This is a genomic window from uncultured Cocleimonas sp., assembly GCF_947495625.1.
In the GTDB taxonomy this organism is placed as follows: domain Bacteria; phylum Pseudomonadota; class Gammaproteobacteria; order Thiotrichales; family Thiotrichaceae; genus Cocleimonas.
This window is the reverse complement of the sequence record NZ_CANLZW010000005.1, coordinates 48,769-62,657: the sequence shown is the minus strand read 5'-3', so window position 1 is coordinate 62,657 and position 13,889 is coordinate 48,769. Positions and strand designations below refer to the sequence as shown.

The 13,889-nt window shown below is 37.6% G+C and carries 9 protein-coding genes; all 9 read right to left on the bottom strand.

Annotation, left to right across the window (positions count from 1 at the left end; translation table 11 throughout):
- Positions 1-338 precede the first annotated feature (338 nt).
- Positions 339-1,754 (bottom strand): c-type cytochrome, encoded by a 1,416-nt coding sequence (locus Q1A31_RS04220; protein ID WP_299872828.1) that lies wholly within the window; start codon positions 1,752-1,754, stop codon positions 339-341.
- Between the two features lie 141 nt (positions 1,755-1,895).
- Positions 1,896-2,018 carry a hypothetical protein gene (locus Q1A31_RS04215; RefSeq protein ID WP_299872825.1) on the bottom strand — a complete coding sequence of 41 codons (123 nt, stop codon included), beginning with the start codon at positions 2,016-2,018 and terminating at the stop codon, positions 1,896-1,898.
- 9 nt (positions 2,019-2,027) lie between these two features.
- Complete coding sequence (locus Q1A31_RS04210) at positions 2,028-3,236, bottom strand: Fic family protein (RefSeq protein WP_299872822.1); 1,209 nt, start codon at positions 3,234-3,236, stop codon at positions 2,028-2,030.
- Positions 3,237-4,404: 1,168 nt separating this feature from the next.
- Positions 4,405-4,551, bottom strand: a complete 147-nt coding sequence (locus Q1A31_RS04205) for a hypothetical protein (protein WP_299872820.1) — start codon at positions 4,549-4,551, stop codon at positions 4,405-4,407.
- Positions 4,552-5,067: 516 nt separating this feature from the next.
- Positions 5,068-5,541: a hypothetical protein gene (locus tag Q1A31_RS04200; protein WP_299872817.1), complete on the bottom strand. Its 474-nt coding sequence runs from the start codon at positions 5,539-5,541 to the stop codon at positions 5,068-5,070.
- 556 nt (positions 5,542-6,097) lie between these two features.
- On the bottom strand, positions 6,098-6,889 hold the full coding sequence (locus tag Q1A31_RS04195) for a hypothetical protein (RefSeq protein ID WP_299872814.1): 792 nt from the start codon (positions 6,887-6,889) through the stop codon (positions 6,098-6,100).
- A 197-nt stretch (positions 6,890-7,086) separates the two neighbouring features.
- On the bottom strand, positions 7,087-10,167 hold the full coding sequence (locus Q1A31_RS04190; protein WP_299872811.1) for a type I restriction endonuclease subunit R: 3,081 nt from the start codon (positions 10,165-10,167) through the stop codon (positions 7,087-7,089).
- A 7-nt stretch (positions 10,168-10,174) separates the two neighbouring features.
- The gene (locus tag Q1A31_RS04185) at positions 10,175-11,476 is read right to left on the bottom strand and encodes a restriction endonuclease subunit S (RefSeq protein WP_299872809.1); all 1,302 of its coding nucleotides are present in this window, start codon (positions 11,474-11,476) and stop codon (positions 10,175-10,177) included.
- Positions 11,469-13,865: an N-6 DNA methylase gene (locus Q1A31_RS04180; protein ID WP_299872806.1), complete on the bottom strand. Its 2,397-nt coding sequence runs from the start codon at positions 13,863-13,865 to the stop codon at positions 11,469-11,471. The genes Q1A31_RS04185 and Q1A31_RS04180 overlap by 8 nt, the downstream gene beginning before the upstream one ends.
- Between the last annotated feature and the right edge of the window lie 24 nt (positions 13,866-13,889).

The window sequence follows — 13,889 nt, the reverse complement described above, 5'->3', positions numbered from 1 at the left end:
ATTGTTTGAAATGACTTAAAGAATTTATGCGGAACTCAGGCACATTTTTTTAAAGACTTCATCCCCCTTTATCTCATCCATCACAGAAATTAGCTTTTCAACTTGGGGGGTAACTTGGGGGGTCACTTGGGGGGTCGAGTTGTTATTATTAGCGATATACCCTTCTTGATTCGCATACACCAAACTTTCAATAGGTATCTTTTCAAACAAGGGCTTCATTGACTCAAAACAATCGAGCCACCCCTCTTAATTACACATTTCATAAAAAAGAGGTTTGACTCGATGTTCTTAACCAGAAGATTATCCGATCCAGAAAACTGATTGATGAGTTTTAGATGTTACTCACTCTTTGGCGGTGTTGCTTCTGGAGCTGTCGCTTCTGGCTTTTCCATTTCAGGGATAGACAGTGGAGGATTGCCAATAGTTGGCATTTTCATCTCTGGCATTTGGCCTTGGTACATTTCCCATGACGGCATTTCACTAGATGGCATACGCATTGAAGGCATACTCATATTCGGCATTCCGTTTGATGGCATTCCGTTATTCATACCTTGATTCATTCGGTTTTTCATACTGTGATGTATTCTTTGACGCATACGCTGTTTCATTTCGGTTTTTCTGGCTCTCATCTGTGCGAACCTTTGACGTTGCTCTGGGCTTAACAGTGAATCCATTTTAAAGCGCATTTCACCTTTTTCGACTGTCTTGCGGCTTGCCAGTGTTGCTTCCTCTTTTGCCAGAGCAAAGATATCTGCTTTATAACTTGGGCTGCTGGTATCAAGTGCCATGAATTTCTGTTTTAAAGCGTGCTGTTGCTGACTTAACGATTGCATGGTGGCGCTTTTCTCCTGCATCAGGGTTTCCATTTTCGCCATCTGTTCCGCAGAAAGATTAAACTGTTGCATCAATTTGGCTTTCATATCAGCAGGTGAGATTCCAGGTCCACGAGGCTTAGTACCCATTTTAGGCATCATGCCGTGCATTCCATTACCTGCCATATTGCCCATATTTGGCATATTCATTCCATGCATATTATTGCCATGCATTCCTTTACCCATTCCGTGCATAGCCTTTCCGTTCATACCTTTGCCATACATTCCCTGACCCATTCCGTGCATGCCTTTGCAATACATTCCCTGACCATTTCCTTGCATACCCTTTCCGTTCATACCCTTGCCATGCATTCCCTGACCTTTTCCGTACATGCCTTTGCCATGCATGCCTTTACAATTCATTCCCTGACCTTGGCTTTGACCCTGACCTTGTTCTTGATCCTCATCTTGGCCTTTGCCTTGCATTTCATTACAGGTCATTCCCTGCATACCTTTGCCATGCATCTCTTCAACGTGTTTATCAAAGCCCTCAAGCTTTTCAATATCACCTTCATAGATATAGGCTGCAATTTTTTCAGCATCCTCAAGCGCAATCTCAAGGGGTGGCATCAGTTTAAATCGTTGAATCGCCCCAGGCATCAGGCTTTTAGCCTCATCCTGACTCGCCAGCCAGCCGCTAACCGCAGCAACAAACGCATCCTTATCCGGATGAACGCTAACGTAGTGCATCCTAACGCCCGCAATCGGTGGCGCAATACGTTTATCAATATCCATACCGCCCGTAGCTCCATGGCAAGACTCACACTGCGCCTGGTATAATTTCTCCCCCTCCTCATGCGCATTATTTTCATTCTCACTCGCGAAAGCATTATAAGAAAAAAATGTCAAAGCAGTGGCGATTAGTGTTTTAGTCAGTTTCATAGGGTTTCCTCAATTTATTGTTGTGTTATTTACTGATATGTTTTTTCGATGGCCAAACATAAGTATTGGAGAAGACTATACTGGAAAAAGTTGCATTATAAAATTAAGGTAAGTTAATAAAAGCGAGAGAAAATAGAAGATTTATCGCAAAAACCGAATGAAAATAAAGGCTTGAGTTTCACCTTCATAAAAGTAAGGGGTGACTTTACAGGGTGTATTTTTCTTACCGACAGCGGCTCTCTTAACATCAATATCAGTTTTCATTACACCCCATTACATTCCTGGTGAAAGTTGAGGAAAATACCATGGCTCTGCATGTTCAGGTATCTCCCAACGCAAAGGTGATTTACTAGTAGTTTCGCTTAACAACCCTTCGCTTTTTAACTGGCTCAATAAACGTCTCGCGCTGCGCTCTGGCATCGCACATAACTCCAATGCCTCAGCACGTTCAAGCTCTCCATGAATAAAAGCAGTATGTAAAACTAAAATAGCATTTGTTTTTAAACTCTCTGACATCCCGGGTACACGATAATCATTGCGTGCAAGCACATAACTTTTAATACGTTTACGTAAATCTTTAAGGTCGAGTAAGCCACTAATATACGAAACCTGATCAATAGCAGTACTCAGCATATAATCACTAAAGTTAAGCAAGCCTTTTTCAGTTAAGGCACCACGGCCATCAAGGTCACCCTGGCGAGAAGCATCCGCCGCTGCAAGAAAAGCCTTATATTCATTAGAGCTTTTAGCTAAACCTCTGCTTAAACACCATGCTCCATAGCTTTCTAGACCGACAGCTTTTAATGCCACATCAGTAAACAACCTTCCCACACGACCATTACCGTCAATAAATGGATGAATCCATGCAAAACGATGATGCGCAGCCATCACAGCAATCAACTTACGGTCACCCTGATATTTTTTAGGATGGTAGATTTCACAAAAGCGCTTCATTAAGTCGTCCACATTTTCATGATCCGGAGCAATATGCCGCCCCACATCTACCCTGCGTTTTCGCCACTCACCCGGCACCACCTTATCAACCACTTCACCTTTGTTATTTCTGATCAGCCATAAACTTTCAGGTACCTGTTGATAAAATCGTAAATGCAATTCTTTAATAAACTCCGAACTATAAATCGTATCCAGATCATGACTTTGCTCACGCAACCATTGTTGAACGGCAATATGCGCCAAAGACTCCATCTGTAAATCACGTTTTGATGGATCATCACTATATTCTTCTCGTTGTGCCGCCCTAATCTCATGAGGCGGGGTCGGATTGCCCTCAATCAGATTAGAATAATATGAATTAATGACAGACATATATTGCGATAACGTTGCAAGCGTTATTGGGGATAATTGCCCCATTAACCCAGCAGACTGTTTATTTAAATCTACAGCCTTATCGGGTAATAACGACTCCCCCAGAGCTTTATCACTAGGTATAAAGGGAGCCAACGCCGAAATAGATGTACCCATAATTTATATTTCTCTAATCAAAAAAGTCAGACCTTTAACATATATCAAACTATGGCCGCATTTATGGCCGCTTTAAATATGCCATAAGCATCTGTTTTATAATATAAATAAAACATATAAAAATAAACACAGGAAAGGTTTTGGCCGCTTATATGGCCGGATAAAAAATGAAGTAGCTCTCTACAATAAAATGGAGGCAGAAGAAGTTAGTGAAAATATAAATGAAAGTGCTACTGAGAATGTCATTAAAGAAACCATAAAAAATTCACTTAGCCATCAAGACCGAAAAGTCTCAAACCCGTTTATTTATTATAAAAGTACCTCCGCAAAACAAACGAGTATCACTCGTCCTACGAGTCAGCTATAAAAACGAAAATTACATTTATCCTGCGCAAGATTTTTCACCTCTTAACAATTTTATCTCACTAAAAAGTTCATAAAATCCAGAAAAATATTTTCATTTCTGCAATTAAAAAAACTTGACATTATTTTCACCAAAACTTGTCCACAATATCTGTGGATAAGTCTGTGTATATCACTGTGAATTAATCCTAAGAACCGCGTCACAAAAGGGGTTTTTACTAATTGGTCAATTTTTGACCAGTTGCTATTATCCTATATTATTCAATATCTTACAGCGACTTATTAATCAATAAAACCATAAAAAGAGCGGATGTTTCATTTTTATGACAATTTAACACTTGCTTTTTTGCTTGTGTATAAATCGAAAAAAACACCTATTTAAAGCGCCGATTTCGCTAAGTCCTTGTTAAGTTTAGATTAAGGGAGATTAGTGCAGGAAAAATTGGAATAGATACCTAAAATTGATCGACATATAAATCATTTAAATCAGAGTTATTTACACAGCAACCATAATAATTCTCGACAAAAAATATGACTATTGAATGTGGAAAGTGCGAAGTGGAAAGTGAATTTTTTAAATCGATACAATTGGATTCGTTTTTAGTCACCCCCCTAGTTTCAGGCACTTTTTGTATCCTACAGGACTGCTTTAAAAAACTGTTATTTCAATATCAATCGAGTCTAAGCCTATTGATTAATAGACAAACCATAAGTCATTAAACAAAGAAGGTTCGGGCGTGTTTAAAAACCCTTCTGGTCCGCTTATATACAGCGGACACTTTTCGTGGGGTACAACAGGGTGTCTTTAATATGCCGGTGAAAAAAACAGTTTATTAACCGCTTCTTGTGGTGACAAACCTTTCAACCAATATTCAGACATAATTGCAATGTCCCACCAATCTATTGCTCTTATTTCTTGTACTTCAGCAATCCATTCTGCGTATGATTTCATGTCATATTCTCTTATTTTTATTATAAATTGGTCACTGACTCTTTGGCTTATAAGCCGAGACAGTGAAGCTAAACTTTACTCTTTTCACTAAGCCTTTCACTAAGCGACTAAACGGAGTTTATTATTAGTGTGAAAACAAAGTTTGTATGAAACACAGTATAAATGACACCCCCACCTTTAAGGCACTTTTCTGATAATTGGTTAAGGTAATCACGCTTAGTCAGCTGAGGCGCAGCGATGAGCCTCCGCCTCCCGATACCCTAACTATGCCCTAACTATGATCGTAGTTTAAGGTAGAAACAATCATACAAGCAAAGCGAGAGAACGAAGAAGCATCGCGACACCGACCCGAAGGGCGAATGAAATGTGTCAATATAGTCGGGATTTTTATTGATCAATTGATTGGGCTAAACATTTCTTGTGAAGATTGAGTTGCGGTGGGTGAGCTACGAACCCCAAACAAAATTGAATACGCTTGTAGATTGTTGGGCTGACTAACGTCAGCCCAACCGACCGCTAATAGTAAGGAAACGAAATATCAACCGACGTAGGTCGACTAGAGTCGATGTCAGTCTCGCCTATAAACAGCGTATTATCAAAAGTACATGCAATGCCCTTAAAGCCGCGAATATCACTAAAGAATCCGTCAATTTCAAGCGTTAGGTTGTCAACTATGTATTGCTCGCCGATACAAATACTTGTTGCATACTCTCCCAAGTAAGTTATGTCACCTTCAACATATTCGTTATCAGAAGGGCCAGAACAGTCAACCGTATCGAAGTAAAACTGGGTTTCAAAATAGTCATAACCATAATATTCGATCTCTTCCCTGTAAGAGAAATCACCGTCTACATCGTAATAACAATCAGATAGCCAAGGACCTTGAATCCTTTGAGCGCTAATGCTTTCAAAATCATCGAAGTCATTACTGCTACTACCCCCACCACAAGCAGTTAAAAACAAAACGGATAGTAAGATTAATTTTTTCATTCAATGACTCCTTAAATTTAATTTGCAGCTATACAAGTAAAAATACTCGACAAGATCATAACATCCATTTTTAAATTGTTCGTCTCGAATCAATTCAACAAGTTCAAAAAACAAAATTGAATACATTGTTTAGATATACCAAGAAAGGCTGTTACGTGATTAAGGAATAGATTTTTTTGAGAACAGTTATTAGCTCATGCGTCAGATGGCGCAAGCTTATCTAACCTACGTATACGGGTTACCGCGTTGGAAGTTGTTTCGTTAAACCCGCGATTAGTTGAATCCTATACTAAAAATACATTGAAATCTCAAAATTTTGATAAACAGTAAAAACTGAATTAAATTAATTACCTTACGTTTCTATCCGTTTATATATTTATACGTATTAAAAATAAGCTCAATGTCACCCCCCTACTTTTGAATGACAACTCGTTTTTTTTCAAAACGAGATTGGAATTTATGTTTTGCGAGGCTCTTTTTATATTCTGTGAATTTCCCCTTTTACGTCGCAGACATATAACTCTGCGAGTAACCTAATTCATTAGTTCGTAGAGTATTACAACCCTTTATTTTTTCTATCTTTGCTATGAAATTCGTCTAAATCGGCAACACTAAAATCCTCTGAGAAAGTAAAGCTTTGTATATGTTTTGAGTTAATTTTCATGCTATGAACAAGGTCAATGAACCAATTATCTATATTTGTACGATTTTTCTTTGTTGATAAATATGTTGATCTATTGATTGAATAACCAAGAAAATCAGCAATCTGTAAAAGTGGCTCAGTCTCTGATGAGCAATAACTTCCATTATATGGTTCAGTCCAATCATGAAAAATAATTTGTCCAATACTAGTACCTGGTTTACATTTCCCCTCGTCTAAAAAGACATTAATTGGAGTAGGGTTACCCTTATGATCTATCTTAATTTGAAGCAACAAAAAAAATACTGATTGGTCATCACGTTTCGAAAGATTTAGGCGTTCAATTTTCTTTGGTAATTGACTAAAGTTATGATCGTCAATGGTTCTATCATCAATTGTTTGAATATAGACTGGCCATCGATAGCGAATGTATATATCGGCAAAAAACTCAAAAAATATGAGATTCATATGTTCTGGCAATTTATTCCAAGGTTCCTTCCTGTTATAGATATCTACAAAGTGGAACTCTTTAGACAAAACGCCAGTTTGCTTTTCAATATAATCTAAGCAATTAGTTATCTGCTCACGAATATTGTTAACATCCTCGTCTGGAAAAACTACCGCAACGTGAGTACGACGTTTTCCTGTAATGAATTTTGACCCCGTGTCATTCTCTGGTCCATAAGTATCATCTATAGCTATGTGCATTTTATATACTCTAACAATGTATTAATAAGACCACTGCTCTCTTTAACTTCAAAAGTTAATTGTGCCAACAATTAGAAGAACAGTTCGCTTTTTGTGCTTTTTAAGTTGTATCAATTAGAATAAATATAAAAATGACACTCCTTTACTTATAGGCATATTTTTGAAAAAGTGCCTATAAGTAGGGGGGTGTGTTTTTACTACATCTCAACAGATCTTCTTAAGCTTTCCTGCATAGACTTCTTAAATGCAGCATCACCCACATAGAGCTTATAAAGCTCTAATTCTTTACGGCGATTATTCAGCATAACTTCTTCGAAAATCTTGGAAAATGCTATTTCCCGATTGGTTGTATCAGGATTGTTTTTATATTTCTCATCGAAGTCAGGATGCGCTTTGATACTGTCAGCAAGATGGACTAGTTTCACGCGTTGTTCTTCGGGTGTTGCACTCCAGCCCTGAAACCAGCGTTCGTTAAAGGTTCTGATAATTTCATCCAGAGGATCTTCTTCCTCATCACCGCCATGAACTCCGCGTGGACTTGGATTTTGAGGTTGAACTTCTGTTCCCGTTTCATCTAACCCAATACCATGATTGAGTTTAGTTCGCTCTAAACCATAGGTTGAGAGATCAACGGTTTCCAATAACTCATCTATTTTTTCAACATCAGGATTTTTTACTATTAACTTGGGTATTAGAAATTTTAGAAACCAGAACAGCTTTTCCCAAGTCACCATTTCAAAAGGCATGATAGATGCCATCTGGCCGTAAATTTTCACGAACTGCTTGGCCTTAATTTTAAAATCTACCTTATCTTTATCCTCAAGCTCAAGTTCGATATTAAAACGGTTAGCCGCCACATCAATTATTGGGCTTAGTTCCTGTGCATCCACATTTTCAAAATAGAGCTCAACAAATTTCTCTACTTCGTGCCACTCATAAACGCCTACTTCATCAAGCGAGTCTTTTAACTCATGCAGAACATTGACATCGGTTGGCTCGGTAAGACTGGTTGATGTATAAAAAGGATCAAAAGAGTTTTTAATATCATCAACAGAATTAAAGAAATCCAAGACAAATAAATCTTCAGCTCTCTTACCAAGTTTCGGTGAAGAACGATTTAATCGAGACAACGCTTGTACTGCTAGAACTCCTTGTAGCTTTTTATCGACATACATCGAGCAAAGTTTAGGCTGATCGAATCCAGTCAGGTATTTATTAGCAACAATTAATAAACGGTATTTATCCTGGTTAACATCTTTCGGAACTCTCTCGCCTTTATAGTTTTTATCAAAATAATGGCGTGTATCATTTTCTGAAAAACCATTCAAATCGGATTCAGTATATTCAATACCGTCTACTTTCTTTGTTCCAGAAAAAGCCACAAGAGCACGGAATGGATAACCTTTATCTTTCAAGGCGGTTTCAATTGCTTTGTAATAACGTATAGCAGACTCAATGCTTTGGGTAATGATCATCCCCCTCGCTTGTCCTCTAAGTCGTTTTTTATTAACTACGTTAGTAATAAAATGATCCAACATAATCTCAGCTTTAGTTTTTATCGTCGCTGGATTCTGCTCAACAAAAGCGCGTAGCTTTTTTTGTGCCTTACTACTATCAAATAAAGGGTTATCTTCAATTGATTTTTGAATTTCGTAGTAACTCTTATAGGTTGTGTAGTTAGACAACACATCAAGAATAAACCCTTCTTCGATAGCTTGTTTCATCGAATATAAATGGAAAGCCTTAAAACTATTATCTGCTTGGCGTTCACCAAACTTCTCAAGCGTCGTATTTTTGGGTGTTGCTGTAAATGCGAAATAAGATGCATTACCTCTCATTTTCCGCGATGACATAGCATGCAGAATTTTATCCTGTGTATCTATTTCTTCTTCGTTATTCTCACTTCCTCCATTAGCACCACCGCCCATAGCACGATTCATATTGTCATGTGCCGAACCGCTTTGTGAGCTGTGTGCCTCATCAATGATCACTGCAAAACGCTTATCACTTAGATCTGCGATACCATCGATAATGAAAGGAAATTTCTGAATTGTCGTAATGATTATTTTTTTTCCAGACTGCAATGCTGCTTGAAGATCGGATGATTTAAATGCGGGGGCTACTATATTTTTAACTTCAGAAAAGTCTTTTATGTTTTCGCGTAATTGCTTATCCAACAAACGGCGATCGGTAACTACAATCACCGAATCAAATAACGGATGCTCTAAATCTTTAGCACCAGGAATATTCATTGATTGTGGATAGGTTTCAATTAATTGATAAGCCGCCCACGTGATCGAGTTAGATTTACCCGAACCCGCCGAATGTTGGATTAGATAACTATGTCCAACGCCGAATTCACTCGTATGTGCAATCAACTTACGTACCACATCGAGTTGTTGGAAACGCGGGAAAAACAAGGTTCGTTTGTTTAATGGGTCTTTACTCGTGCCATCAAGTCGCACAAAGTGCTGGATGATATTAGCCACACTGAGTTTGCTAAAAACCTCTTCCCACAAATACGATGATTTATGACCATTGGGATTAGGTGGATTACCCGCACCTGAATTATTCCCTTTATTAAATGGCAAAAAGAAAGTACTTTTCCCAGCCAACTTAGTCGTCATATAGACTTCATCAGTATCAACCGCCATATGAACCAAGCAACGGCCAAATTGCAGTAGAGGTTGTTTTACATCACGATCATTACGATATTGCTTTTGTCCGTGATAACGCGCTGTTTGACCTGTCCATGGATTCTTTAATTCTAATGAGGCGAATGGCAAGCCATTAATAAACAAAACCATGTCGATCTCTTCGAGCGTATTAATCGTTGAATATCGAACCTGTCTAGTACTACTAAAAATATTCTGCTCAAAATTCTCTTTAATTTTATCTGAACTACTGGCTAAAGAAGCGGGATACATTAAATCAAAGTAAGCATCGTCAACGGCTAGCCCTTTTTTTAAAATTGAAAGAAGACCATTCTTTTTAACCAAACGATCAAAACGCTCCAGAATTTTACGTTGCCAATCAGCACCCGTTTTCTGTATTTTTTCTAACTCTTCCTTCTGCGTATTTTCTAAAAACTGCCAGAAGAATTTAGTATCAATAGCAAACTGGGCATCAAAGTTCTGTGGCAAACCCAATTGATATCCATTATTCAGGCTGAATGGTAAATCATCACTTTTAACCTGATCTAACTCTTCCAAACAATAGCCTGTTAGGTACTTTTCTATAGATGACTCTAATGCTTGTTCATTGGTTTTACTGACCATAAATTCCCTATGAGACTTTTATTTTTCCGGTGACTGCGCTGTTTATTAGCGTCATTTTGTACTCTTTTAGTTTTTCAATCTGTTGGTTTTGCAAATCAATTGCAATATTGATTCTGTTTGTTTCAGTTTCTAAAAATTTTACAATTAATTTTTGCTCATGTAACGGAGGTAGAGTAATTTTTAAAGTAGATATGTAACCAGCACTAAGATTCATTTGACTAGATTCATTGCCATCGTCTCTTACATGTTGATAAGCTGCTGTGAAAAATGCTAACCCGTATTCTTTTAAAAAATCTTTATTCAATTGAATTGAGCAACATGCTTGATTATATGCAGCCTGAATACCAAGTAATGCTACTCTCCCACGAGTTATACCTTGACCATACATCGCCATCAATAAGGTACCAACTGGCGCTAATCTAACTGAAGCATTACGCATTCCTGCTTCAGTTATATATTCTTCAGACGATTCTATTAATTTGTAATTAATCTCACCAGTCTTCAACCAAGGTATTTTACCTCCCCAATAATCCGGTCTACTTCTATCAGGGGTTGCACCAGAATCTATCTTAGCCACATGAACAAGTTTTTTTATGTTCCAATGTTTCGGTATCTTCCCAATCCAATCCACGGCTGTGTTTTTCATAGGCACTTTTGGATCTAGTCCCTGTGTAACTGTATTTTGAATTAAGATTTGTTTACTTTCTTTAAGTAGTTCTATTTGTTTTTCTTTGATAGCTATAGCCTGATCTATTTGTATGGTTTTGTGATCGAGAAAATTGGCTATGGCGGTTTGTTCTTTGGCAGGTGGTACGAAAGATTTGAATTCAAAGAATCGTTCTTTGGGTATTGTATTACGTAGTCCTTTATATAAGGGCTTCATTAATTTATTAGCATCAAGATTTAGATAGAAATAATAGAAGAATTTTTTATCAAAAATATCTCTTGATTCAAATACTGTATATGCACCTGTAATCATTCCATTAAAAGGTGACAATCCAACAGCTCTAGGCGTTTCTTCTACATCAAACAAACAAAATATAAAATCTCCTGATTTCACTTCTTGATAAGTATCAAATTCAGCAGGAAATTTACCTTGAGGATTTTCCATGTCTCGCTTGATTACACCGTTCAATGTAAGCGATAACAGGACATAATCTTTTGATTTTTTTCCTACTTGGTTCTTCTTTAACTTAAAAATATATTTATTTGCTAGAAGGTCCCAATTAATCGGGATATCCCCAAGCCACTCTGCACCAGAATCCTTATAAGCCTCATATTTAGGCATTACCACAAATCTATCAGTCATTATCAACACCTGATAAGACTTCAACCGATACGCCTAAAATCTCAGCTATCAAACCTTCAGCTTGTATTTCCAGTTTTATAATATCTTTGGAAACATCTTCGATATTTCGTAGTGGTTTATGTTGATAAAAGTATTTATTAAAGCTAATTTCATAACCAATTTTAGTAGATTCTAGATTGACCCATGCTTCTTCCACATGCGGTTTAACTTCGGCTAAAAAGTAGCGATGGATATTATCTTTCATAGGTACGCTTTCGCTATCACGCAGGTCTGAATTAGGTTCATAGGTGATGAATTCACTTTTATTGGCAGTTGAAAAATAACCATAATCAGCCAGTTCAGCTTCTTTAGCATCAAGACGCTGTAATAGTTCACTCAACTTATCTCTATTGAGCTTGACTACTTTTTTAATAACTTTTTCAGCACTTACGTCATACCAACTCACCGAATTTAAAATAGCATTTTTATCACTGGCACTGAGTTTGATTTTTTGGGTTTTTAGAGCTTGATCAACTTCAGTTTTAAAGGCATTAAAATCATTGTATTCCTCCGCACCAATTGCCTTCATCAATGCTTGCGCTGTTTCTAATAGAAGCAGATGTTTATCCCAGAGTTTATGATCTAACAACCTCTTTCGTGCTTTGGTATTGAGTTCAATATCGTCATCTTCTAGTCTTTTGATTATTTCTTTTTGATGTTCTTTTAGGGTTTCTTTATCGTAGACTAATTCGCCATATTGCAGATAAATCCATTCCATCGCTTCGCGTAGATTTTTATCAAAACGCAGTGTTTCTATTGCTTCATCAGTAAATTGCGCTTTGCGACGGTCTGGACGTTCGATATTAACTTTGTAATAGCCGAAATCTGTATTATCAAATAGTTTTGCAGCAATTTTTTCTGCTTGTTCTTCCTCAATATTCCGTTCTATTGCATTAAATTTTAGATAAGTTTGGGCAATTTCCTGAATGTGTTGTGGTGTAAATTCACAGTTTTTATCTCCCAGATTTTTGCGTAGCTTTTTAAACATTTGGCTGGCATCAATCAGTTGTACTTTACCTTGGCGATGTTGTGCTTTGTTATTACTAAGTAGCCATATATAAGTAGTGATACCTGTGTTGTAGAACATATTGTTGGGTAATTGAATTATCGCTTCAAGAAGATCATTTTCAATAACGTAACGTCGAATATTGCTTTCACCGCTGCCTGCATCACCTGTAAACAAGCTAGAGCCATTGTGAACCGAAGCAATACGACTACCTAAAGGTGCAGAGGCTAGTGGTTTTATTTTATTGACCATTTCCATGAGGAACAATAACTGACCATCGCTGGAGCGTGGTGTGGCATCGACGGTATCCTTTTCACCCCAATAATCTGTAAGTTTTACTTGGAAACGTGGGTCAATAACATCTTTGCCATCCTTAATATATTTCAGTTCGCTTGACCAGCTTTTACCATAAGGAGGATTAGAGAGCATAAAATCAAAGCGGATATCAGAAAATTCATCGGTCGAAAGGGTGGAGCCAGAACGGATATTAGCTGGATCATTACCCTTGATCATCATGTCTGATTTACAGATAGCGTAGGTTTCGTCGTTGATTTCTTTACCATAAAGGTAAACATCGCCCATGGCTCTAATTGCACCCTCCTCATCTTTGATAAAATTTTGTGACTCAGTCAACATGCCACCAGAACCACAGGCTGGATCATAAACAGTCATCACTGGTGGTAAATTATCTTTCACTGGATCAAAAACAAGATGAGTCATTAACTCAATAACTTCGCGAGGTGTAAAATGCTCTCCTGCCTCTTCATTGTTATCCTCGTTGAATTTACGAATCAACTCTTCAAACACATAGCCCATACCAAGATTGCTTAGCTCTGGGAGTTTGTTTCCATCAGGGTCTTCTTTGACAAAAGGAGTGAGGTTGATATGAGGCGAAGTGAATTTTTCTAAAATATTCAACAACACATCTTTTTCTGACATGTGGCGAACATGTCTTTTAAGATCAAACTTTTCAATGATTTCTTTTACGTTAGCACTAAAACCATTTAAATAATCTTCGACATTTGCTAATAGTATTTGCTTATTATTTGTTGCCGTATTCTTAATCTGTTTTAACGTCCATTTGCTGGTGTTGTAGAAGACATAACCAGACACCTCAACAAGCGCTGAACCATCTAGCTCTGTCATACCCGCTTCATTCTTTTGGAATTCAACTTCAGCTAACACAGCTTCTTTTGTGGGTTCTAGTAAGCTATCCAATCGGCGTAGAACAACCATAGGAAGAATGACATCGCGATACTTACCGCGAACGTAAACATCGCGAAGACAGTCATCAGCGATGGACCAGATAAAGGAAACGAGTTTGTTGTGAGATGCGTGATTCATTATTAGTTTGATCCGGGAGTAGTG